Annotated in this window: 19 protein-coding genes; 16 read left to right on the top strand and 3 right to left on the bottom strand. The window is 61.6% G+C overall.

Annotation, left to right across the window (positions count from 1 at the left end; genetic code table 11):
• Positions 1–2 precede the first annotated feature (2 nt).
• The 9 genes from murD to lpxC all read left to right on the top strand — a co-directional run bounded on the left by murD (position 3) and on the right by lpxC (position 10,428).
• Complete coding sequence (gene murD, locus BLO50_RS04540; RefSeq protein ID WP_090249113.1) at positions 3–1,349, top strand: UDP-N-acetylmuramoyl-L-alanine--D-glutamate ligase; 1,347 nt, start codon at positions 3–5, stop codon at positions 1,347–1,349.
• Positions 1,349–2,575 carry a putative lipid II flippase FtsW gene (gene ftsW / locus BLO50_RS04535; protein ID WP_090251240.1) on the top strand — a complete coding sequence of 409 codons (1,227 nt, stop codon included), beginning with the start codon at positions 1,349–1,351 and terminating at the stop codon, positions 2,573–2,575. Before murD ends, ftsW begins: the two co-directional genes overlap by 1 nt.
• Positions 2,565–3,635: an undecaprenyldiphospho-muramoylpentapeptide beta-N-acetylglucosaminyltransferase gene (gene murG, locus BLO50_RS04530; protein ID WP_090249110.1), complete on the top strand. Its 1,071-nt coding sequence runs from the start codon at positions 2,565–2,567 to the stop codon at positions 3,633–3,635. Before ftsW ends, murG begins: the two co-directional genes overlap by 11 nt.
• 34 nt (positions 3,636–3,669) lie before the next feature.
• Positions 3,670–5,079, top strand: a complete 1,410-nt coding sequence (murC, locus tag BLO50_RS04525) for a UDP-N-acetylmuramate--L-alanine ligase (protein ID WP_222931702.1) — start codon at positions 3,670–3,672, stop codon at positions 5,077–5,079.
• Positions 5,076–6,026, top strand: a complete 951-nt coding sequence (locus BLO50_RS04520; protein WP_090249106.1) for a D-alanine--D-alanine ligase — start codon at positions 5,076–5,078, stop codon at positions 6,024–6,026. Before murC ends, BLO50_RS04520 begins: the two co-directional genes overlap by 4 nt.
• A gap of 3 nt (positions 6,027–6,029) precedes the next feature.
• Entirely contained in the window at positions 6,030–6,905 is an 876-nt protein-coding gene (locus tag BLO50_RS04515; protein ID WP_090249104.1) for a cell division protein FtsQ/DivIB, read from the top strand.
• A 20-nt stretch (positions 6,906–6,925) separates the two neighbouring features.
• Entirely contained in the window at positions 6,926–8,173 is a 1,248-nt protein-coding gene (gene ftsA, locus BLO50_RS04510; protein ID WP_090251236.1) for a cell division protein FtsA, read from the top strand.
• A 43-nt stretch (positions 8,174–8,216) separates the two neighbouring features.
• Complete coding sequence (gene ftsZ, locus BLO50_RS04505; protein ID WP_090249102.1) at positions 8,217–9,404, top strand: cell division protein FtsZ; 1,188 nt, start codon at positions 8,217–8,219, stop codon at positions 9,402–9,404.
• A gap of 112 nt (positions 9,405–9,516) precedes the next feature.
• The gene (lpxC, locus tag BLO50_RS04500; protein ID WP_090249100.1) at positions 9,517–10,428 is read left to right on the top strand and encodes a UDP-3-O-acyl-N-acetylglucosamine deacetylase; all 912 of its coding nucleotides are present in this window, start codon (positions 9,517–9,519) and stop codon (positions 10,426–10,428) included.
• An 82-nt stretch (positions 10,429–10,510) separates the two neighbouring features.
• Here lpxC and BLO50_RS04495 read toward each other — a convergent pair whose 3' ends face one another.
• Positions 10,511–10,966 carry a DUF721 domain-containing protein gene (locus BLO50_RS04495; RefSeq protein ID WP_090249098.1) on the bottom strand — a complete coding sequence of 152 codons (456 nt, stop codon included), beginning with the start codon at positions 10,964–10,966 and terminating at the stop codon, positions 10,511–10,513.
• A gap of 81 nt (positions 10,967–11,047) precedes the next feature.
• Between BLO50_RS04495 and BLO50_RS04490 the strand changes: the two genes are divergently transcribed.
• The 7 genes from BLO50_RS04490 to BLO50_RS04460 all read left to right on the top strand — a co-directional run bounded on the left by BLO50_RS04490 (position 11,048) and on the right by BLO50_RS04460 (position 20,004).
• Positions 11,048–11,974: a M23 family metallopeptidase gene (locus BLO50_RS04490; RefSeq protein ID WP_090249096.1), complete on the top strand. Its 927-nt coding sequence runs from the start codon at positions 11,048–11,050 to the stop codon at positions 11,972–11,974.
• A gap of 117 nt (positions 11,975–12,091) precedes the next feature.
• Complete coding sequence (gene secA / locus BLO50_RS04485) at positions 12,092–14,824, top strand: preprotein translocase subunit SecA (protein ID WP_090249094.1); 2,733 nt, start codon at positions 12,092–12,094, stop codon at positions 14,822–14,824.
• A gap of 137 nt (positions 14,825–14,961) precedes the next feature.
• Positions 14,962–16,179, top strand: a complete 1,218-nt coding sequence (gene argJ, locus BLO50_RS04480) for a bifunctional glutamate N-acetyltransferase/amino-acid acetyltransferase ArgJ (protein WP_090249091.1) — start codon at positions 14,962–14,964, stop codon at positions 16,177–16,179.
• Positions 16,180–16,305: 126 nt separating this feature from the next.
• Positions 16,306–16,938, top strand: coding sequence for a glutathione S-transferase family protein (locus BLO50_RS04475; protein WP_090249090.1), 633 nt, complete (start codon positions 16,306–16,308; stop codon positions 16,936–16,938).
• On the top strand, positions 16,935–17,876 hold the full coding sequence (locus BLO50_RS04470) for a Nudix family hydrolase (RefSeq protein WP_090249088.1): 942 nt from the start codon (positions 16,935–16,937) through the stop codon (positions 17,874–17,876). Before BLO50_RS04475 ends, BLO50_RS04470 begins: the two co-directional genes overlap by 4 nt.
• A gap of 79 nt (positions 17,877–17,955) precedes the next feature.
• On the top strand, positions 17,956–19,056 hold the full coding sequence (locus BLO50_RS04465) for an HPP family protein (protein WP_208597420.1): 1,101 nt from the start codon (positions 17,956–17,958) through the stop codon (positions 19,054–19,056).
• Between the two features lie 54 nt (positions 19,057–19,110).
• Complete coding sequence (locus BLO50_RS04460; protein WP_090249086.1) at positions 19,111–20,004, top strand: RluA family pseudouridine synthase; 894 nt, start codon at positions 19,111–19,113, stop codon at positions 20,002–20,004.
• 144 nt (positions 20,005–20,148) lie between these two features.
• Here BLO50_RS04460 and BLO50_RS04455 read toward each other — a convergent pair whose 3' ends face one another.
• Both BLO50_RS04455 and BLO50_RS04450 read right to left on the bottom strand, forming a co-directional pair.
• Entirely contained in the window at positions 20,149–20,724 is a 576-nt protein-coding gene (locus tag BLO50_RS04455) for a cob(I)yrinic acid a,c-diamide adenosyltransferase (RefSeq protein WP_090249084.1), read from the bottom strand.
• Positions 20,725–20,726: 2 nt separating this feature from the next.
• Entirely contained in the window at positions 20,727–22,745 is a 2,019-nt protein-coding gene (locus BLO50_RS04450; RefSeq protein ID WP_090249083.1) for a sensor histidine kinase, read from the bottom strand.
• Between the last annotated feature and the right edge of the window lie 28 nt (positions 22,746–22,773).

Raw genomic sequence — 22,773 nt, 5'->3', positions numbered from 1 at the left:
GCATGACCCTGATCGCTTCTGACCACTTCCGCATCGTTGTCGGCCTCGGCAAGAGCGGCATGTCCCTGGTGCGTTTCCTCGCACGCCAGGGTCTGCCGTTTGCTGTGGTCGACACCCGTGCCAATCCGCCGGAGCTCGCCACCTTGCGTGAGCAGTTCCCGCAGGTGGAAGTGCGTTGTGGCGAACTGGATGTGGAATTCCTCTGCCGCGCCAGCGAGCTGCTGGTCAGTCCGGGCCTGGCCATCGCCACCCCGGCGCTGCAGGCGGCTGCTGCGCGCGGGGTCAAGCTGTCGGGTGATATCGACCTGTTCGCTCGTTATGCCAAGGCCCCGATCGTGGCGATTACCGGGTCCAACGCGAAAAGCACCGTGACCACACTGGTTGGCGAAATGGCCGCAGCGGCCGGCAAGAAGGTCGCCGTCGGCGGTAATCTGGGTACGCCGGCGCTGGACCTGCTGAATGATGAGATCGAGCTGTATGTCATGGAGCTGTCGAGCTTCCAGCTGGAAACCACCGACCAGCTCAACGCTGAAGTGGCAACCTGCCTGAACATCAGCGAAGACCATATGGATCGCTACGCCGATCTGCCGGCTTATCACCTGGCCAAGCACCGAATCTTCCGTGGCGCGCGTCAGGTGGTGGTGAACCGCGATGACGCCTTGTCGCGTCCGCTGGTGGCCGATCAACTGCCATGCTGGTACTTCGGCTTGGGCAAGCCGGACTTCAAGCGTTTCGGCCTGCTGGAAGAAAACGGCGAGAAGTCCCTGGCTTACCAGTTCGACAGCTTGCTGCCGGTGCGTGAGCTGAAAATCCGTGGTGCGCATAACCAATCCAACGCCCTGGCGGCCTTGGCCCTTGGCCATGCCGTGGGCCTGCCGTTCGAGCCGATGTTGGCAACCCTCAAGCAGTTCGCTGGCCTGCCGCATCGCTGCCAGTGGGTTGGCGAGGGTAATGCCGTGAGCTACTACGATGATTCCAAGGCTACCAACGTCGGTGCCGCGCTGGCGGCCATCGAAGGCCTGGGCGCGGATATCAGCGGTAAGCTGGTGCTGATCGCCGGTGGCGATGGCAAGGGCGCGGATTTCTCAGCCCTGAAAGCTCCGGTCGGTAAGTTCTGCCGCGCCGTGGTGCTACTCGGTCGCGATGCCGAGCTGCTGGCTGAGGCGCTGGGCGACGCCGCACCGCTGATCCGGGTCAAGACCCTGGAAGAGGCCGTACAGCGCTCCGCCGAACTGGCTGAACAGGGCGATGCCGTACTGCTGTCGCCGGCCTGCGCCAGCCTGGACATGTTCAAGAATTTTGAAGAGCGCGGGCGTCTGTTCGCCCAGGCAGTGGAGGCTTTGCAATGATGCTGGCCCGCCTGCTCGCCGCGCCTTCGCCGCTGCATACCCGTCGCGGTATCGATATCGACTTCCCGCTGCTGGCCGGTTGCCTGGCGCTGCTCGGCTTGGGTTTGGTGATGATCGCCTCGGCCTCTTCGGAAGTGGCGGCAGTGCAATCGGGCAACCCGCTCTATCACATGATTCGCCACCTGATTTATCTGGCCATTGGCCTGGGCGCTGCGCTGGTGACCCTGCTGGTGCCGATGGCGCTGTGGCAGCGTTACAGCGGCATGCTGCTGCTGGCGGCGGTGGTGTTGCTGATTCTGGTACTGCTGCCGGGCATTGGTCGTGAGGTCAACGGTGCTAAGCGCTGGATCGGCCTGGGCGTGTTCAACCTGCAGCCGTCCGAGTTGGCCAAGCTGTTTAGCGTGATGTTTATCGCCGCCTACCTGGTGCGTCGCCAGGAAGAAGTGCGCGAGAAGCTCACCGGCTTTATCAAGCCGATGCTGGTGCTGGGCCCGATTGCCGCACTGCTACTGGCCGAGCCAGACTTCGGCGCCACCGTGGTACTGGTTGGCGCGGCCATCGCCATGCTGTTCCTCGGTGGGGTCAACCTGCTGCGCTTTATTCCGCTGGCGGCCTGCGTTCTTGGCCTTGGCGTGCTGGTGATGACCAGCCAGGCCTATCGCCTGGAGCGTCTGACCAACTTCGTCGACCCCTGGGCTGATCAGTACGGTGCCGGTTACCAGCTGAGCCAGGCGCTGATCGCCTTCGGCCGTGGTGAATGGTTCGGCGTCGGTCTGGGCAACAGCGTGCAGAAACAGTTCTACCTGCCGGAAGCACATACCGACTTCGTGTTTGCCGTACTGGCCGAAGAGCTGGGCATGGTTGGCGCACTGATCACCGTCGCCCTGTTCGTTTTCGTCAGCGTGCGCGCCCTGTATATCGGCCTATGGGCGGAGAAGGCCAAGCAGTTTTTCTCGGCCTATGTGGCCTACGGTTTGGCGTTCCTGTGGATCGGTCAGGTGCTGATCAATATCGGCGTGAACGTTGGCCTGCTGCCGACCAAGGGCCTGACTCTGCCATTCCTCAGCTACGGCGGCAGCTCGCTGGTGATCTGCTGCGTCAGCCTGGCGCTGCTGCTGCGTATCGAGTGGGAGCGTCGTACCCAGTTGGGCAATGAAGACGTTGACTTTAAAGAGTCAGATTTCTTCGAAGGCCAGTCCGCCGAGGAGGTTCAGCATGCGCGGTAATGTGCTGATCATGGCCGGCGGCACTGGCGGGCACGTATTCCCAGCGCTGGCCTGCGCCCGCGAGTTCAAGGCGCGTGGTTACAGCGTGCATTGGTTGGGTACGCCGCGTGGTATCGAGAATGAATTGGTGCCGGCGGCCGGTCTGCCGCTGCACCTGATCGACGTCACTGGCTTGCGTGGCAAGGGCAAGCTGTCGCTGCTGAAAGCACCGTTCCAGCTGATCAAGGCGCTGTTCCAGGCACGCAAGGTGATGCGTGAACTGCAGCCGGTCTGTGTGCTGGGCATGGGCGGTTATGTCACCGGTCCTGGCGGCCTGGCCGCGCGCATGAGCGGCGCGCCGCTGATCATCCACGAGCAGAATGCTGTCGCCGGTACCGCTAACCGCAGCCTGGTGCCGTTCGCCAGCCGCGTCTGCGAAGCCTTCCCGAATACCTTTGGTAACAGCGACAAGCGCCGCACTACCGGTAATCCGGTGCGTGAAGAGCTGTTTCTGGAAACCCCGCGTGATTCGCTGCGCAACCGCCAGCCGCGTTTGCTGGTGCTTGGCGGCAGCCTGGGCGCCGAACCGTTGAATAAATTACTGCCCGAAGCCCTGGCGCTGGTAGCCGCTGAGCTGCGCCCTGAAGTGTTCCATCAGGCCGGCAAGCAACATGATGCAATTACTGCTGAACGCTATCGCGCGGTTGACGTCGAAGCGCAGGTCGCGCCGTTTATCAAGGACATGGCGCGGGCCTATGCCTGGGCCGATCTGGTGGTGTGCCGATCCGGCGCGCTGACCGTCAGCGAGCTGGCCGCCGCGGGTCTGCCAGCCTTCCTGCTGCCGCTGCCGCACGCGATCGATGATCACCAGACCCGTAATGCCGATTATCTGGCCAGTGCCGGCGCTGCCGTACTTCTGCCACAACGTTCCACTGACGCCGCCAAGCTGGCCGCGCAGCTGACCGAGGTTTTGATGCACCCCGAACAACTCACTCAAATGGCGCAGACGGCTCGTCGTCTGGCCAAGCCCGATGCAACCTGCACCGTTGTCGATATCTGCCTGGAGGTGGCCCGTGGCTAAGTCTCCCGCCGCTGCACGTTCGGAAATCCGCCGCATGCGCCGCATTCGCCGTATCCACTTCGTCGGCATCGGTGGTGCCGGCATGTGCGGTATCGCCGAAGTGCTGCTCAACCTGGGTTATGAAGTGTCCGGTTCCGATCTCAAGGCGTCTGCCGTGACCGAGCGTCTGGAAACCTTCGGTGCACAGATATTTATTGGCCACCGCGCCGAAAATGCCGAGCAAGCTGACGTGCTGGTGGTCTCTAGCGCGGTCAATACCAGCAACCCGGAAGTGGCAACGGCCCTTGAGCGTCGCATCCCCGTGGTGCCACGCGCTGAGATGCTCGCCGAGCTGATGCGCTATCGCCACGGTATTGCTGTTGCCGGCACTCATGGCAAGACCACCACCACCAGCCTGCTGGCCTCGGTGTTCGCCGCAGGCGGCCTGGACCCGACGTTCGTGATTGGTGGCCGGCTGAATGCCGCCGGCACTAACGCGCAGCTGGGCAGCAGCCGTTACCTGATCGCCGAAGCCGATGAGAGTGACGCCAGCTTCCTTCACCTGCAGCCGATGGTCTCGGTGGTCACCAATATCGACATGGACCACATGAGCACCTATGGCGGTGACTTCAACAAGTTGAAGAAAACTTTCATCGAGTTCCTCCACAACCTGCCGTTCTACGGTCTGGCGGTGATGTGCGTGGATGACCCGATCGTGCGCGAAATTCTGCCGCAGGTAGCTCGTCCGACCGTGACCTACGGCTTTGATGAAGATGCCGACGTGCGTGCGATCAACGTGCGTCAGCAGGGCATGCAGACCTTCTTTACCGTGCTGCGCCGCGACCGCGAGCCGCTGGACGTGTCAGTGAACATGCCGGGCAACCACAACGTGCTGAACGCCCTGGCTACCATCGCCATCGCCAGCGACGAAGGCATCAGTGATGAAGCCATCGTCCAGGGCCTGTCGCAGTTTCAGGGTGTAGGTCGACGCTTCCAGGTCTACGGCGAGCTGCCGGTGGACGGCGGCAGCGTGATGTTGGTCGACGATTACGGCCACCACCCGCGCGAAGTCGCGGCGGTTATCAAGGCCGTACGCGGTGGTTGGCCGGAGCGCCGCCTGGTGATGGTTTACCAGCCGCACCGTTTCAGCCGTACCCGCGACCTGTACGACGATTTCGTTCAAGTACTCGGTGATGCTCAGGTGTTGTTGCTGATGGAAGTCTACCCGGCCGGTGAAGCACCGATTCCGGGGGCGGATAGCCGCAACCTGTGCCACAGCATCCGCCAGCGCGGCCAGCTCGACCCGATCTATATCGAGCGCGGTGTGGATCTCGCGCCCATCGTCAAGCCGCTGCTGCGCGCGGGCGACATTCTTCTTTGCCAAGGTGCCGGCGATATCGGCGGCCTGGCTCCGCAACTGTTGCAAAGTCCGCTGTTCGCAGCGGCCGAAGGTAAGTCGAAATGAGTGCTGCCAGTCTGCAATCACAATTTCCGGTCAGCGCCTTCGGGCGCGTGGCCGTGCTGTTCGGCGGCAAGAGCGCCGAGCGTGAAGTCTCTCTGAAATCCGGTAATGCCGTGCTGCAAGCGCTGCTGGCTGCCGGTGTGGATGCGTTCGGCATCGACGCAGGCGATGACCTGCTGCAGCGCCTGACTGCCGAGAAAATCGACCGGGCCTTTATCGTGCTGCATGGACGTGGTGGCGAAGACGGTTCGATGCAGGGCTTGCTTGAGTGTGCCGGAATTCCTTACACCGGCAGCGGCATCCTGGCTTCGGCTCTGGCTATGGACAAGCTGCGCACCAAGCGTGTGTGGCTGAGCCTTGGCCTGCCGACGCCGGCACACGCGGCGCTGGCCTGCGAAGCCGACTGCCATGCGGCGGCGGCCGAGCTGGGCTTTCCGCTGTTCGTCAAGCCGGCCCATGAGGGTTCGAGCATTGGCATGGCCAAGGTCAATGATGTCGATGCGCTGATCGCTGCCTGGAAAGATGCCAGCCGCTACGACTCGCAGGTGCTGGTCGAGCAGATGATCGCCGGTCCGGAATTCACCATCGCCATGCTGCGCGGTAAGGTGTTGCCGCCGATTGCCCTGGGCACGCCGCACAGCTTCTACGACTACGACGCCAAGTACTTGGCCAATGACACTCAGTACCGCATCCCGTGTGGCCTCTCGGCTGAAAAAGAAGCCGAGCTGAAGGACCTCACTGCGCGTGCCTGTGAAGCGGTCGGTACGCAGGGCTGGGCACGTGCTGACGTGATGCAAGACGCCGACGGCAAATTCTGGCTGTTGGAAGTCAACACCGTTCCGGGCATGACTGACCACAGCCTGGTGCCAATGGCAGCCCGTGCTGCGGGTCTGGATTTTCAACAACTGGTGTTGGCGATTCTGGCCGACAGCCTTGAGGCGCGGGGTTAAGTCATGACGGCCACCTTGCGTCACCAGCCAGGCTCGAACCGCGCCCCCGTGCGCGGTAAGCCTGCGCAGCGCGGCGCCAGCCGTTTGGTGGCCAAGGAGCCGATCAGCCTGCGCTTGAGCCTGCCGAAAGCCCGTTTAACTGGCATGGGCAGCTGGCTGAAGCGCCTGACCTGGCCGCTGTTGCTGCTTGCGTTGGGCTACGGCACCTATGAGTTGTCGTTGCGTGCGTTGCCCTATGCCGATCAGCCGATTGCGCGGATCAGCGTTGAGGGCGACCTCAGCTACGTCAACCAGCAGGCGGTGCAGGAGCGCATTGCGCCTTATGCCAGTGCGAGCTTTTTCAGTGTCGACCTGCTCAGCCTGCGCCGCGAGCTGGAGCTGATGCCGTGGATTGCCAGCGCTCAGGTGCGCCGCATATGGCCGGATCAGTTGGTGGTGCGTCTGGAAGAACAATTGCCGATCGCCCGCTGGGGTGATGAGGCGCTGTTGAACAACCAAGGCGAAGCCTTTGCCCCGCAGGAAGTCAGTAATTACCAGCACTTGCCGCAGTTGTATGGCCCGCGTCGTGCCCAGCAGCAGGTGATGCAGCAATACCAGGTACTCAGTCAGATGCTGCGGCCCATGGGTTTTTCCGTGGCGCGATTAGAGCTGCGTGAACGCGGCAGCTGGTTCCTCTCCACTGGGCAGGGCATTGAACTGCTGCTGGGGCGTGACCACCTGGTGGAAAAAATGCGGCGCTTCACGGCCATTTACGACAAGGCCTTGAAAGAGCAACAAGCGAATATTGCGCGGATCGATCTGCGCTATGCCAACGGTCTTGCCGTGGCATGGCGTGAGCCGGTAGCGCCCGCAGCGGCTGAAACCGCTGTCGTGCAGTGAATCAGGAGAAGATGAAAGCCATGGCAAACGTGCAGAGCGGCAAGATGATCGTCGGCCTCGATATCGGTACCTCCAAGGTGGTGGCGCTGGTCGGTGAAGTGAATGCGGACGGCCAACTGGAAATCGTCGGCATCGGCACCCATCCGTCACGCGGTTTGAAGAAGGGCGTGGTGGTGAATATAGAATCCACCGTGCAGTCGATCCAGCGCGCCGTAGAAGAAGCCCAGCTGATGGCTGGCTGCCGCATTCACTCAGCCTTTGTCGGCGTGGCCGGCAACCATATCCGCAGTCTCAACAGCCATGGCATCGTTGCCATTCGTGATCGCGAAGTCAGCCCCGCGGATCTGGAGCGCGTACTCGATGCCGCCCAGGCCGTGGCCATCCCGGCGGATCAGCGCGTGTTGCACACCCTGCCGCAGGACTACGTGATCGATAACCAGGAAGGCGTGCGTGAGCCGTTGGGCATGTCCGGCGTGCGTCTGGAAGCCAAAGTGCACGTGGTCACCTGTGCCGTGAATGCCGCACAGAACATCGAGAAGTGTGTACGCCGCTGCGGTCTGGAAGTGGACGACATCATTCTTGAGCAACTGGCCTCGGCGTACGCGGTGCTGACCGACGATGAGAAAGAGCTGGGCGTATGCCTGGTCGACATCGGTGGCGGCACCACCGACATCTGCATCTTCACTGAAGGTGCAATTCGCCACACCGCGGTGATCCCGATTGCTGGCGACCAAGTCACCAACGACATTGCCATGGCCCTGCGTACACCGACCCAGTATGCCGAGGAGATCAAGATTCGGTATGCTTGCGCGCTGGCCAAGCTGGCTGGTGCGGGCGAAACCATCAAGGTGCCCAGCGTCGGCGATCGTCCACCCCGTGACCTCTCGCGCCAGTCCCTGGCTGAAGTGGTGGAGCCGCGTTATGACGAGCTGTTTACCCTGATTCAGGCTGAACTACGTCGCAGCGGTTATGAAGACTTGATCCCGGCTGGGATCGTGCTGACCGGCGGTACAGCGAAGATGGAAGGAGCCGTCGAGCTGGCCGAAGAGATTTTCCATATGCCGGTGCGCCTGGGCGTACCGCAAGGTGTCAAAGGATTGGCCGACGTAGTGCGTAACCCCATCTATTCCACAGGCGTAGGCCTGCTGCTGTACGGGCTGCAAAAGCAGGCCGATGGCATCTCCATGTCTGCGCTTGGCAGCTACAGCGATGAACCCAAACAACCTGTGCTGGAACGGCTGAAACGCTGGGTCCAGGGCAATTTCTGATTTTGCAGTAGGCGTTATAACTAGAAAGTAAAGGAGAGGGAAAATGTTTGAACTCGTAGACAGCGCTCCAGCTAGTGCAGTTATCAAGGTCATCGGCGTGGGCGGCGGCGGCGGTAATGCTGTCAATCACATGGCGAAAAACAACATTGAAGGCGTTGAGTTCATCTGCGCCAACACGGATGCTCAAGCCCTGAAAAACATCGGCGCGCGTACCGTGCTGCAGTTGGGCACTGCGGTGACCAAGGGTCTCGGCGCTGGCGCCAACCCAGAAGTCGGTCGTCAGGCAGCGATGGAAGACCGCGAGCGTATCGCTGAAGTGCTGCAAGGCACCGACATGGTCTTTATCACCACTGGCATGGGCGGCGGTACCGGCACCGGTGCAGCCCCAGTCATCGCTCAAGTGGCCAAAGAAATGGGCATTCTCACCGTTGCGGTGGTGACCCGTCCGTTCCCGTTCGAAGGCAAGAAGCGCATGCTGATCGCCGAAGAAGGTATCCGCGCACTGTCGGAAAGCGTCGACTCGCTGATCACCATCCCGAACGAAAAACTGCTGACCATCCTCGGTAAAGACGCCAGCCTGCTGTCGGCTTTCGCCAAGGCTGATGATGTACTGGCCGGTGCCGTGCGCGGTATCTCCGACATCATCAAACGTCCTGGCATGATCAACGTCGACTTCGCTGACGTGAAAACCGTGATGAGCGAAATGGGCATGGCGATGATGGGCACTGGCTGCGCCAGCGGTCCGAACCGTGCGCGTGAAGCCACTGAAGCCGCGATCCGCAACCCGCTGCTGGAAGACGTCAACCTGCAAGGCGCGCGCGGCATCCTGGTGAACATCACCGCCGGCCCTGACCTGTCCCTGGGTGAGTACTCCGACGTGGGTAACATCATCGAGCAGTTCGCTTCTGAGCACGCCACCGTCAAGGTCGGCACCGTGATCGATCCGGACATGCGCGACGAGCTGCACGTGACTGTAGTTGCCACGGGTCTGGGTGCGCGTATCGAGAAGCCGGTCAAGGTTATCGACAACACTGTGCAAGTTTCTGCCAGCACTGGCAGCAACGCCGCAGCCCCGACGCGTGCCGAGCAGAGCGTTAACTACAAGGACTACGAGCGTCCTACCGTTCAGCGTCAAAGCCACGGCGGCGCTGCCACTGCGGCCAAGCTGAACCCACAGGATGACCTGGATTACCTGGACATCCCGGCGTTCCTGCGTCGTCAGGCCGATTGATGAAATGTATCAGGAGCATTGGGGTGATTGGTGTTCAGCAAAGGCCGGTTCTGCTATCATCGCCGGCCATTGTTGAAAACAATTCGCAACTAGCGCTATAGCGGCCAAAGCCATGATCAGACAACGCACCCTGAAGAACATTATCCGCGCCACTGGCGTCGGCCTGCATTCCGGGGAAAAGGTATACCTGACCCTGAAGCCGGCACCCGTGGACACCGGTATCGTGTTCCGTCGTACCGACTTGGACCCTGTCGTGGAAATTCCTGCGCGTGCAGGCAATGTTGGTGAAACCACCATGTCGACCACATTGGTCAATGGTGATGTCAAGGTGGATACGGTAGAGCACCTGCTTTCGGCCATGGCTGGCCTGGGCATCGATAACGCCTACGTCGAGCTCTCCGCGTCCGAAGTACCGATCATGGATGGCAGTGCGGGTCCCTTTGTATTCCTGATTCAATCTGCTGGTTTGCAAGAGCAGGACGCCCACAAGCAGTTCATCCGTATCCTTCGCGAAGTCACTGTTGAAGAGGGCGACAAGCGCGCCACCTTCGTGCCTTTCGAAGGGTTCAAGGTGACCTTCGAGATCGATTTCGATCATCCGGTGTTCCGCAATCGCACCCAGTCAGCCAGCGTTGACTTCTCCAGCACCTCGTTTGTGAAAGAAGTCAGTCGCGCGCGTACCTTTGGTTTTATGCGTGATATCGAGTTCCTGCGTTCACAGAACCTGGCGCTCGGCGGCAGCGTAGATAACGCCATCGTGGTAGACGAATTCCGCGTGTTGAACGAAGACGGCCTGCGTTACGAGGACGAATTCGTTAAGCACAAGATTCTCGATGCGATTGGCGACCTCTACCTGCTGGGTAACAGCCTGATTGGCGAGTTCAAAGGCTTCAAATCGGGGCACGCGCTGAACAATCGCCTGCTGCGCACTCTGATTGAGCAGCCTGATGCTTGGGAAGTGGTCACGTTTGACGACCCCAACACCGCGCCAATCTCTTACATGCGCCCGGTTGCGGCCGTGTAACGCAACACTCTCCTTACTTTGTTTTCGAGGCCACCTTCGGGTGGCCTCTTTTTTGCCTGAATTTTAGCGGTTATCCATGCGCTTACTCAGTGGGCTTGCCGTGCTTGGCGAGGCGCTCTAGGGCTGCGCGTAGCTTGGGGTCGCTGATGCCTTCAGCGGTGGACTGGATGTTTTCGGCAGCGCTGCTGGATAGGCAAATTGTGCGACCCGGCGCACGCCTTTCGGCAGTCGGAGGTTGCACCTTGAACAGGATCTTCGTTAAGGTCGCGAACTCTTCAAGAGCCTGCAGTTGTTTCAACAAGCGTTTTTGTTGATAGCGCAGGCGCGTGGCCCAGTGGCCATCGGTGATGATTAACAGCAGGCAACCCTCGCGCCATGAGGCTACATGGCAGTGTTCGCGAGCAGCAGGTTGCAGCTGGCTTTCCAAGAGGTGCTGCAGGCGATCAATGCGTTGCGCTTGATTGAACAGTGCCTTTAGGGGTTTCGCTTCGCGCAACAGCGCCGCGGGAGCCCGGGCCGGCAAAGGACGAAAAGTCATGGCAGGACGCCTGAAAAAGTGAGGTCTCCATGGTAGCAGAATCACTGCTGCCGACTGACGCTTCACCACTAGGGGAAGGCCGTGCACATCATATTACTCAGTCGGCACCACGGTGCTGCACGTTCACTCAGTCTGGATCTGCGCTGGTTATTGCTGGCGTTGCTGCTGGCGCTCGGTGCGGCGCTGCTTAGTGGCGTAGCTGTTGGTGCCTGGTGGGCACCTGCGACGGTTGAGGTGCATGACGACACCCAGCTCAATCAGGCGATTGATCAGCAGCGTGCCGAGGTCGGCGAAGTGCGCCGTGACGCGCAGCGGCAGTTGGATGCCTTCGCTGTGCATGTGGCCGAGCTGCAGGCGCGTCTCACTCGTTTGGATGCCCTGGGTGCGCGCTTGACCGAGCTGGCGGACCTGGATGCCAATGAATTCGACTTCTCGCTTAACGTGGGGCAGGGCGGTGCGGAGGATGCCTTGGGCGATGCAGCGTATGCGCCACCGCCTTTTATGGACGAACTTGATCGCCTGAGTTTACGCCTAGATAGTCGCGAACAGCTGCTTGAAGTGCTGGAGCAACTGATCGGCGAGCGCCAGCTCAACGAGGCCGAATACTTATCTGGCATGCCGGTGCGTCATGGCTATATGTCTTCGCCATTCGGTCGTCGCGTGCACCCGCTCACCGGGCGCAATACTCAGCACAAAGGGGTGGACTTTGCCGCCAAGCCAGGTAGTGATGTGGTAGCGGTTGCGGCTGGCGTGGTGAGTTTTGCGGGGAAGAGGTCGGGTTATGGCAATGTTGTTGAAATCAGCCATGCCGATGGGTACACAACCCTGTACGCGCACAATAAAAGCAATCAGGTGCAGATTGGTGATCTGGTTCAGCGCGGGCAGACGATTGCCAAGGTTGGCCGCAGCGGCCGTGCCAGTGGTTACCACGTGCACTTCGAAGTTACTAAGAATGGCTGGCTGGTCAATCCGGCCAGCTACATAGCCCGGGTTAACGACGTCGAATAACGCCGCTTTCCTCGTTTGCGTTTCCGGGTAGAATGCCCGCTTCGCACGCAGCCATAAAGGCTGCATGGGTCGCTGTTCAGCCACCCTCAATCCATACGCCTGGAAGATCCTGTCGATATGTTTGCGCCTTTGTTGAAGAAACTCTTTGGAAGCAAGAACGAGCGTGAAGTCAAACGCATGCTCAAGGCGGTACAAGCCGTCAACGGCTTCGAGGAGCAGATGCTTGCCCTTTCCGATGAGCAACTGCGAGCCAAGACGGGGGAGTTCAAAGCCCGCCTTGCCAAAGGCGAAACCCTCGATCAGCTGCTCGCCGAAGCCTTTGCGGTCGCCCGCGAAGCCGGTAAGCGGGTGATGGGTATGCGCCACTTCGACGTGCAGTTAATTGGCGGCATGACCTTGCACGAAGGCAAGATCGCCGAGATGCGCACCGGTGAGGGTAAGACCCTGGTAGCGACCCTGGCGGTGTACCTCAATGCACTGGCCGGCAAGGGTGTGCACGTGGTCACGGTCAACGATTACCTGGCCCGCCGCGACGCCAACTGGATGCGTCCGCTGTATGAATTCCTCGGTATGAGCGTGGGTATCGTGACCCCCTTTATGCCGCCGGAAGAGAAGCGCGAAGCCTACGCTGCCGATATTACCTACGGCACCAACAACGAATTCGGTTTCGATTACCTGCGCGACAACATGGCCTTCAGCCTGGAAGAAAAATTCCAGCGCGAGCTGAATTTCGCCGTGATCGACGAAGTTGACTCCATTTTGATCGACGAAGCGCGCACCCCACTGATCATTTCCGGCCAGGCCGAAGACAGTTCGCGCCTCTATACCGAGATCAACAAGCTGATTCCGCGCCTCAGGCTGCATGTTGAGGAAGAAGAGGGTGTGGTCACGCAGGAAGGCCATTACAAGGTCGACGAGAAGGCGCGCCAGGTCGAGCTGAACGAAGCAGGCCACCAGTATGTTGAAGAGATGCTTACCGAAGTCGGCCTGCTGGCTGAGGGCGAGAGCCTGTATTCGGCGCATAACCTGGGCCTGCTGACCCATGTCTATTCGGGCCTGCGTGCGCACAAGCTGTTCAACCGCAACGTTGAATACATCGTGCAGAACAATCAGGTGCTGCTGATCGACGAACACACCGGCCGCACCATGCCCGGTCGTCGTTTGTCCGAAGGCCTGCACCAGGCGATCGAGGCCAAAGAAGGCCTGCCGATCCAGGCCGAGAGCCAGACTCTGGCCTCGACCACCTTCCAGAACTACTTCCGCCTGTACAACAAGCTGTCCGGTATGACCGGTACCGCGGATACCGAAGCGTTCGAGTTCCACCAGATTTACGGCTTGGCGGTGATCGTGATCCCGACCAACCGTGCGTTGGCGCGTAAGGACTTTAACGACCTGGTCTACCTGACTGCGGAAGAGAAGTACGCCGCCATCGTCACCGACATCAAGGAAAGCATGGCGCTGGGTCGTCCGGTGCTGGTCGGTACGGCCACCATCGAAACTTCCGAGCACATGTCTCGGCTGCTTAATCAGGAAGGCATCGAGCACAAGGTGCTCAACGCCAAATTCCACGAGAAAGAAGCGGAAATTATTGCCCAGGCCGGTCGTCCGGGCGCGCTGACCATTGCCACCAACATGGCCGGTCGTGGTACCGACATCCTGCTGGGCGGCAACTGGGAAGTTGAAGTTGCCAACCTGGAGAACGCCACACCTGAGCAGATTGCGCAGATCAAAGCCGATTGGCAGAAGCGTCATCAGCAGGTCATCGAGTCGGGCGGCTTGCATGTGATCGCCTCCGAGCGTCATGAGTCGCGTCGTATCGATAACCAGCTGCGTGGTCGTGCCGGTCGTCAGGGTGACCCGGGTTCCAGCCGGTTCTACCTGTCGCTGGAAGACAGCCTGATGCGCATCTTTGCTTCGGATCGGGTGAAGAACTTTATGAAGGCCCTGGGCATGCAGTCCGGTGAAGCCATCGAGCACCGCATGGTCAGCAACGCCATCGAAAAGGCCCAGCGCAAGGTTGAAGGTCGTAACTTCGACATGCGTAAGCAACTGCTGGAATTCGACGACGTGGCCAACGAGCAGCGCAAAGTGATCTATCACATGCGCAACACGCTGCTGGCTGCCGACAACGTCGGCGAAACCATTGCCGAGTTCCGCCAGGAAGTGCTGGATCACACCATCAACCAGCATATCGCGCCGCAGTCGCTGCCTGAGCAGTGGGATATCGCCGGCCTGGAAGAGGCGCTGTACAGCGGTTTCAACCTGCGTCTGCCGATTCAGCAGTGGCTTGATGATGACCACAAGCTGTACGAAGAGACCCTGCGTGCGCGCATTCTTGAAGAGCTGGTCAGCGCCTATAACGAGAAAGAAACCGAAGCCAGCGCTGAAGCCCTGCGCACCTTCGAGAAGCAAATTCTCCTGCGTGTCCTCGACGACCTGTGGAAAGATCACCTGTCGACCATGGATCACCTGCGTCACGGTATTCACCTGCGCGGCTATGCGCAGAAGAACCCCAAGCAGGAATACAAGCGCGAGTCCTTCACCCTGTTCCAGGAACTGCTGGATTCGATCAAGCGCGACACCATCCGCGTGCTCTCGCATGTGCAGGTGCGTCGTGAAGATCCGGCTGAGGAAGAAGCGCGTCTGCGTCGTGAAGCCGAAGCCATGGCCGAGCGCATGCAGTTCCAGCATGCCGAAGCCTCGGCGCTGCTGCCGCAAGCCACTGAAGAAGAGGGTGATCTGGCGGTTGCCGTTGCGCCAGTGCGCACCGAGCCGAAGATCGGCCGCAACGAGCCGTGCCCTTGTGGTTCCGGCAAGAAGTACAAGCACTGCCACGGCCAGGTTAATTAACCCCACCGTGTAGAGCGGGTTGAGCCGACAGTGACGTTGGTGATGCTTGGCCCAGCTTGATTAACGCCGCGAACGGTTTGACCGCTCGCGGCGTTTTACCATCGCAATCAGTCCTACCACCTCAAGGAGCGTTCCCTATGGCTGTTGGTCTTGGCCCGTTGTCTACCCTGCACCCGGTTCCAGGTTTCGAACTGGGCATCGCTTCGGCGGGCATCAAACGCCCAGGGCGCAAGGATGTGGTAGTGATGCGATGTGCCGAAGGCTCCAGCGTAGCGGGTGTGTTCACCCTCAATGCGTTTTGCGCCGCACCGGTTATTCTGGCCAAGAAGCGCGTGCAAGGCAGCGTGCGTTACCTGCTGACCAACACCGGTAACGCCAACGCCGGCACCGGTGAGCCGGGCCTAGCGAATGCCATGCGCACCTGTGCCGCCCTGGCTCAGTTGACCGGCGTGGATGAGGGCGCTGTGCTGCCGTTCTCGACCGGGGTGATTGGCGAGCCGCTGCCGGTCGAGAAGATCGAAAGCGCGCTGCAGGCTGCTCTCGACGACTTGTCCGAGAACCATTGGGCCGAGGCAGCCACCGGCATCATGACCACTGACACCCTGCCTAAGGGCGCCAGTCGACAGTTTGTTCACGATGGCGTCACCGTCACCGTGACCGGCATCAGCAAGGGCGCCGGGATGATCCGCCCGAACATGGCGACCATGCTCGGCTATATCGCCACTGACGCCAAGGTTGCGCGCAGCGTGCTGCAGGACCTGGTGCGTGACGCGGCAAACAAGTCGTTTAACCGCATCACCATCGACGGCGACACCTCGACCAACGACTGCTGCATGCTGATCGCCACGGGCAGGGCCGCTCTGCCGGAAATTACCCAGGCCAGCGGCGACCTGTTCGCCAAGCTCAAGGAGGCCGTGTTCGGTGTCTTCATGGAGGTGGCCCAGGCCATCGTGCGCGACGGTGAGGGCGCCACCAAGTTCGTCACCGTCCAGGTCAACGGCGGCGCGACCCATCAGGAATGCCTGGATGTTGGCTACGCGGTAGCCCATTCTCCGCTGATCAAGACTGCGCTGTTTGCCTCCGACCCGAACTGGGGGCGCATTCTCGCCGCCGTGGGCCGCGCTGGCGTGGCGCAACTGGATGTCAGCCTGATCGACGTATTCCTCGGTGAGGTGTGCATCGCCAGCCGTGGTTGCCGCGCCGCCAGCTACACCGAAGAGCAGGGCGCTGCGGTAATGGCCAAGGAAGAGATCACCATCCGCATCGAGCTGGGCCGCGGTGGCTGTAGCGAGACCATCTGGACCACCGACCTGTCCCACGAGTACGTGAAGATCAACGCCGAATACCGCACCTGATCCGTCACTTACCTGCTGTTTGACTGCCCGCATTCCCGTTGTTTATGCCCCCATAAACAACGGGAATTTGCTATTGCGGGAGTCGCCTTTTAAGGTCCTTCGACCTTCCCGCATCGAGCGCAACCCATGTCACTTACTCTGGTTATCGGCGACAAAACCTATTCGTCCTGGTCGCTGCGTGCGGCACTGGCCCTGGAGCTGACCGGCGCGCCCTATGTCGAGCAGCTGATTACCCTGAACCGCCCCGATACCCGCGCGCGGATTCTGCAGCACTCGCCGACCGGTAAGGTGCCGTTGCTGATTAGCGACGATGGCGCCATCTGGGATTCTCTGGCGATTGGCGAATACCTAGCCGAATGTTTCCCCGCTGCTCAGCTATGGCCGCAAGCCCGGACTGCCCGCGCGCTGGCGCGCAGTGCCTGTGCCGAGATGCACAGCGGCTTTGTCGCGCTGCGCAGCCATCTGCCAATGGACCTCAAACGTAACCAGGCACTGGCTGAGATACCGGCCGATGCCGTGGCCGATATCCAGCGTATCTGCGCCTTGTGGGCCGAGTGCCGACAGCGTTTTGGTCAGGAAGGCGCCTTCCTGTTTGGCCAGCCAACCCTGGCCGATGCGTTCTTTGCCCCGGTTGCGGCGCGTCTGCGCAGTTATCAGGTGGCGCTGCCGGCAGAGGCTGCCGCCTATGTCGAGACGATCTATCAGTGGCCGGCGTTTCAGCGCTGGTACCAGGCTGCTCAGGAGGAACATCTGGCGTGAAGCGTATTCATGTAGCCGCTGCGGTTATTCGCGGTGTGGATGGGCAGATTCTGCTCGCCAAACGGCCCGAGGATAAGCACCAGGGCGGCCTTTGGGAGTTTCCCGGTGGCAAGGTCGAGGTCAGCGAGACAGTACAGGCGGCCCTGGCCCGTGAGCTGGAAGAGGAACTGGGCATTCGCCCCAGCGCCGCGCGGCCGCTGATTCAGGTGCGTCACGATTACCCGGACAAGCAGGTGCTGCTGGATGTCTGGGAAGTCTCGGCGTTTACCGGCGAGCCCCATGGTGCCGAAGGTCAGCCGCTGGCCTGGGTCAGCCCTCGGCAGTTGGGTGACTATGAATTTCCTGCCGCTAATCGGTCGATTGTTGCGGCAGCGCGCTTACCCGAACGGTATCTGATCACCCCGGAAGGCCTGAGCGGGCCTGAGTTGCTGCGCGGTATCCAGGCCGCGCTGAAAAGCGGTATTCGTTTGCTGCAACTGCGTGCCCCGGCGATGTTTGATGCGCAGTACCGCGATATTGCCGTGGATGCCCTCGGCCTCTGTGCCGGCAAGGCGCAGTTGATGCTTAAAGGTCCGCTGGAGTGGCTGGGCGACTTTCCCGCCGCTGGCTGGCATCTGACGGCGCAGCAGTTGCGTGAGTTGAGTGCTGGCGGCCGGCCGTTTCCGCTTCAACGCTGGCTGGCGGCCTCCTGCCACTCGGCGCAGGAGCTGGAGCTGGCTACGCAGATGGGTGTGGATTTCATCACCCTGTCACCCGTGCAGCCGACTCAGACTCATCCCGATGTGCAGCCGCTCGGCTGGGCACAGGTTGCCGAGCTGCTGCAGGGCTTCAATCAGCCGGCCTACCTGCTGGGCGGCGTTACCCCGGCCGATGTAGAGCGCGCTTGGCAGGTCGGCGCCCAGGGCGTGGCGGGTATTCGCGCGTTCTGGCCCGAGTAGGTAGCGCCGTTGGCCGCCTGCGGGCAAAGAGCGTTATAGTCGCGCCCTCAAATGGTGCGCGATAGGTGGGCGTTTAACGGTGCAAGGCATCAAAACATGGTTGAAAGGCTTCTGGCCGGCGCCGATGGCGGTCAGCCTGAGCGAGCGGGTGCTCAGCTGTGTGGGCGCGGTGCTGGGCCTGCTGTTCAGCGGTTGGCTATGCCGTGAGGTGCTGGGCAGTGCCAGCCCCTGGCTGATTGCCCCCATGGGCGCGTCGGCGGTGCTGTTGTTTGCCGTGCCGGCCAGCCCTCTGGCGCAACCCTGGTCGATTCTCGGTGGCAACCTGATCTCCGCTCTGATTGGTGTGACCTGCGCCACCTGGCTCGGTCACGACGCATGGGTGGCCGCGTTGGCCGGTGGCCTGGCGATTGCCGGAATGTTTGCCCTGCGCTGCCTGCATCCACCGGGTGGTGCGGTGGCGCTGACTGCAGTGCTGGCCGGGCCGGAAGTGGCCCAGCTGGGTTATCACTTCGCCCTCTACCCGGTGGGGCTGAACTCGATTGGCCTGCTGCTGATTGCGCTGCTGTTCAATAACGCCTTGCGCCGGCAATACCCGCATCGTCCGCTTGAACATGGCAACGTGCACAAGACCCGCGACCCGATCCCTCGTGATCGCCTGGGTTTCACCCCGGCGGACCTGGATGCGGTGCTCAAGGCGCGCGGCGAGTTGCTCGATATTTCCCGCGAAGACCTGGAAGAGATTCTTCTGCAAACCGAGGCTCGGGCTTATCAGCGCCGCTTTGGCGAGGTGCGCTGCGCCGACATCATGTCCCGCGATGTGCAGACCCTGACGGAGCACAGCAGCCTCGCCGAGGCGCGTTTGAGCCTGCATGAGCATCGGCTCAGCGCCATGCCGGTGCTCAACCCCCAGGGCGAATTGCAGGGCATGCTCAGCCTGCATGACCTGTTGCTGGCCGATGGCGATACGCAGACGGTTAGCCAGTGCATGCGTCGGCAGACACCGACCTGTCGCGCCGACTGGCCGGTGACCTACCTGCTGCAGATGCTCACAGATAGCGACGTGCATCGGCTACCCGTCGTCGATGACCATCGTCAGTTGCTGGGCATTGTCAGCCAGTCCGACCTGCTGGCGGCGCTGTTTCGCATGTCGCTGCAGAGTCCCGCGCCGGGCGCAGGTTAGACGTGGGGCTGGGTTATCCTGTGTACTTCCGCCGCCTGGCTGTTGAGTGTGTTCATGTCTGTTGAAGCCCGTTCCCCCTCGAATATGCGTCCCAGCACCCTGCATCTGCCGCGCGGCAACTGGGCGACGGTGTTCGAATGCCTGTGCGCGCATTTCCCGGCGATTGCGCCGGCGGTGTGGCAGGAGCGGATCGCCCGTGGCCGGGTGCTAGACGCGCAGGGGCAGCCGCTCGACATGGCTACGGCTTATCGCGAAGGGCTCAAGGTGCATTACTTTCGTGAGGTGCCAGCGGAGACGCCGATTCCCTTCGAAGAGTCGCTGCTGTATGTCGATGAGCACCTGCTGGTGGCCGACAAGCCGCATTTTCTGCCGGTGATGCCGGCCGGCGAGTACGTCGAACAGACATTGCAGGCGCGGCTGGCCAAGCGCCTGGGCAATGCCGATCTGGTGCCGCTGCACCGGATTGATCGGCACACCGCCGGGCTGGTGCTGTTTTCCACCAATCGGCAGAGCCGTGGTCAGTACCAGGCGCTGTTTCGCCTGCGGCAGATGGACAAGTGCTACGAGGCGCTGGCGGCGGCTCTGCCGCAACTGGATTTTCCGCTGCTGCGGGCGACGCGGCTGGAGGGCGCCGAGCCGTTCTTCCGCATGCAGGAAGTGGCTGGTGAGGCCAATACTGAAACCCGCATCGAGGTCGCCCAGCGCCTAGGCGAGCACTGGCTGTACCGGCTGTATCCGGTAACGGGCAAGAAGCATCAGCTGCGTGTGCACCTGGCCGCGCTGGGTGCGCCAATCCTCAATGACCCGTTCTATCCCGAGGTCACCGATGCTCCCGGTGCGCCGGATGACTACAGCAAACCGCTCAAGTTGCTGGCCAGGGGGCTGAGCTTTATCGACCCGCTAACCGGTGAGCGGCGTAGTTTCGAAAGCCAGCTCAGCCTGCTTTAAGAACCTTTCTACGATCTGCTGCGCTTCGGCCCTGCTGCGTTGAAAACAGGCTCGGAATGCTCATTTACAGCTCGTAAACTCCGCTTCCTCGCCTGTTTTCGCCTTGCAGGACTCTAGCTCGCGAGATCGTAAAAAGGCTCTTGGCTATTGCTTGGCAGCCGCCTGCCAGAGCACTTCATCGATCCCCTGGCGCTTGGCGATCAGCCGCGCGGCGACAAACAGCAGGTCTGACAGGCGGTTGACGTAGGCCAGGCCGACGCCGCGAATCGGCTCCACGGCGTTCAGGTGCTGACAGCGGCGCTCGGCGCTGCGGGCCAGGCTGCGGCACACGTGGGCCTGGGCAATCAGACGCGAGCCGCCGGGCAGGATGAAGTTCTCCAGCGGGCCGACTTCTTCGTTCCAGCGGTCGATGGCGGCTTCCAATCGCTCGATTTCCGGGGCCTGCAGGGCCTGGTAATCGGGCATCGCCAGTTCGCCGCCGAGGTCGAACAGGCGGTGCTGGCAGGGCGCGAGCACTTCGATGATCTCGGCTAGACCCGGCCACTGGGCTTGCTGTTCGGCAAGGTCGGCCAGCAGCAGGCCGATATGACTGTTCAGCGTATCCACCTCGCCCATGGCATCCACCCGTGGGTGGTCCTTGGTCACGCGGCGGCCATCGGCCAGGCCGGTTTCGCCGGCATCGCCGGTGCGGGTGTAGATTTTCGAGAGGCGGTAACCCATGTTCAGAGACCTGTGTCTGGCGTGGCGGCGGTCATGGGCAAGCGCAGGGTGAAGCAGGTGCCCTGGCCGGCTTTGGACTGCACTTCCATCTGCCCTTTGTGGTTGTTGGTGACGATAAAGTAGGACACCGATAGGCCGAGCCCCGTGCCCTGGCCGACTTCCTTGGTGGTGAAGAACGGCTCGAAAATGCGTTTGCGCACCGATTCGGGCATGCCGACGCCGTTGTCTTCCACCTGGATTTCCGCCCAAGGCGGCGCCAGGCGTACGCGCAGGGTGATCTGCCCTGGAGTCGTGCTGTCGTCGCGCTGATGGATGGCCTGGGCGGCGTTCTTCAGCAGGTTGAGCAGCACCTGTTCCAGTTCGTTTGCGGTGGCTGGCACGGCGGGCAAGTCGGCATCGAACTCACGCTGAATGTTCAGACTCTTGAAGTCGAAGCTTTCGGTCAGGTCGAAGTCATTGCTGGCGATTTCCACCGCCTGATCAACCAGCGCGGGCAGGTGGCAGGGCGCGAGCTGGCGGTCGCTGCGGCGGCTGAAGTTGAGCATATGGCTGACGATCTTCGCCGCACGGCTGCCGGCCTGCTGGATGCCGTCGAGCAGGCGCGGAATTTCCCGAGCGTTGAGGTAGCGGTCGATAGCTTCCAGGCAGATGCCAGCCTGTTCGGCCTGTTCGCGGTTCTTTTCCAGCTCGGGTGACAGGCGCCGACGGATGTTCTGCACGTTGTGCAGGATGGCCCCCAGCGGGTTGTTGATCTCGTGCGCCATGCCGGCGGCCAGGCCACCGACCGAGAGCATCTTCTCCGACTGCACCATCATTTCTTCCAGGTTCAGACGCTGGGTGATGTCGTCGATACGGATCACCACGCCGCGACCGCTGCCGCCCGTGAGCGGGTAGAAGGTCAGGGCAAAGTGGCGTGGCTGCTCGTTGCTGCCCCAGGTTACCCGCTCGATCTTTTCCACCTGATGCTGCTCGACGGTGCGTCTTAGCTGCGTCAGGAAGGGTTTCAGCGGCGGGAAGGCGAGGAAGATCGGTTGGTTCAGTGCTTCGTCCAGGCGGGTGCCGGAAAGGCTGCTGGCCTCCTGGTTCCACTGGGTGACGTAGAGCTGCTCGTCGAGGGCAATCAGCGCCGAGGGCATGGAGTCGATGATGCTGTTGAGGTACTTCTGAAAGCCGGTGAGCTTCTTCTCGATCTTGCCACGCACCTGCACTTCCAGCTCCAGCTTGCGGTTGGAGTGGCGGGTTTCTTCGGCCAGGTGCTGAGCCTGATCGAAGGCTTGCTGGGCATCGTCACGGGCGCGTTTGAGCTGCTGCTCGCGGGCTTCGATGCGCACCAGCATGGTGTTGAAGGCATCGGCCAGGCTGCCGATTTCGTCGCGATTGCCGCTGCGCGCGCGCAGGGCGTAGTTCTCTTCGCGGGTGACCTGGCGCGAGAGTTCTTCCAGGCGGCGGATCGGTCGGGTGATCAGGCGGCGCACCTGGCGCGAGACGATCAGCCAGAGCACTACGCTCAAGGCCAGAATCACCCCGCTGGCGGTCAGGGTACCGGTGTAAAACACCCCCGGCAGTTCGCTGGAGGCCACCAGCAGCAGATGGCCGGAGTTACCCGTGGATTGCGGCAGTTCGACCAGTTGGTTGATACGAAACTCGCTGTGGCGCCAGGACTCGACCTCTTCGACGCGCTGCGGCAGCTGCAGTTTGGTGCCACGCTGCAGCTGCGCCAGGTTCAGGCCGTCGGCGTCATAGATCACCGCCGCACGCAGCGGCGCATAGTCATCCAGGCGCCTGAGCAGGGCTTCGGCGGCAGCGGGTGAACTCAGCGCTTCCTTGCTTAGCGGTGGGCTGGCAATCAGCCTGCCGAGGGTGTGCAGGGCCTGGGGCGCCACGCTTTCCTGGGAGATCCAGTAGGCCGCGCTGATAAAGGCCAGGTTGGCCACCAGCAGCACGGTGGCGAGCAAAGCCAGCAGAGCGACCAGCAGTTTGCGGCCGACCGGTAGGTTTTCAAGGCTTTGACGCAAGGGCATGGCGGCTGTCGTGATGGCGGAAGTGCAG

Source organism: Pseudomonas peli (assembly GCF_900099645.1).
Taxonomy (GTDB): Bacteria; Pseudomonadota; Gammaproteobacteria; order Pseudomonadales; family Pseudomonadaceae; genus Aquipseudomonas; species Aquipseudomonas peli.
Note: the sequence above shows the minus strand (reverse complement) of the source record. Positions and strands in the feature narration are given on the sequence as shown.

Bases quoted from the DNA above. Each gene is read 5' to 3' on its own strand.
- BLO50_RS04455 (WP_090249084.1), bottom strand. From the start codon at position 20,724: ATGGGTTACCGCCTCTCGAAAATCTACACCCGCACCGGCGATGCCGGC.
- BLO50_RS04515 (WP_090249104.1), top strand. From the start codon at position 6,030: ATGACGGCCACCTTGCGTCACCAGCCAGGCTCGAACCGCGCCCCCGTG.
- secA (WP_090249094.1), top strand. From the start codon at position 12,092: ATGTTTGCGCCTTTGTTGAAGAAACTCTTTGGAAGCAAGAACGAGCGT.
- argJ (WP_090249091.1), top strand. From the start codon at position 14,962: ATGGCTGTTGGTCTTGGCCCGTTGTCTACCCTGCACCCGGTTCCAGGT.
- BLO50_RS04520 (WP_090249106.1), top strand. From the start codon at position 5,076: ATGAGTGCTGCCAGTCTGCAATCACAATTTCCGGTCAGCGCCTTCGGG.
- lpxC (WP_090249100.1), top strand. From the start codon at position 9,517: ATGATCAGACAACGCACCCTGAAGAACATTATCCGCGCCACTGGCGTC.
- murC (WP_222931702.1), top strand. From the start codon at position 3,670: ATGCGCCGCATTCGCCGTATCCACTTCGTCGGCATCGGTGGTGCCGGC.
- BLO50_RS04495 (WP_090249098.1), bottom strand. From the start codon at position 10,966: ATGACTTTTCGTCCTTTGCCGGCCCGGGCTCCCGCGGCGCTGTTGCGC.
- ftsZ (WP_090249102.1), top strand. From the start codon at position 8,217: ATGTTTGAACTCGTAGACAGCGCTCCAGCTAGTGCAGTTATCAAGGTC.
- ftsA (WP_090251236.1), top strand. From the start codon at position 6,926: ATGGCAAACGTGCAGAGCGGCAAGATGATCGTCGGCCTCGATATCGGT.
- ftsW (WP_090251240.1), top strand. From the start codon at position 1,349: ATGCTGGCCCGCCTGCTCGCCGCGCCTTCGCCGCTGCATACCCGTCGC.
- BLO50_RS04475 (WP_090249090.1), top strand. From the start codon at position 16,306: ATGTCACTTACTCTGGTTATCGGCGACAAAACCTATTCGTCCTGGTCG.
- BLO50_RS04450 (WP_090249083.1), bottom strand. From the start codon at position 22,745: ATGCCCTTGCGTCAAAGCCTTGAAAACCTACCGGTCGGCCGCAAACTG.
- murG (WP_090249110.1), top strand. From the start codon at position 2,565: ATGCGCGGTAATGTGCTGATCATGGCCGGCGGCACTGGCGGGCACGTA.
- BLO50_RS04460 (WP_090249086.1), top strand. From the start codon at position 19,111: ATGTCTGTTGAAGCCCGTTCCCCCTCGAATATGCGTCCCAGCACCCTG.
- murD (WP_090249113.1), top strand. From the start codon at position 3: ATGACCCTGATCGCTTCTGACCACTTCCGCATCGTTGTCGGCCTCGGC.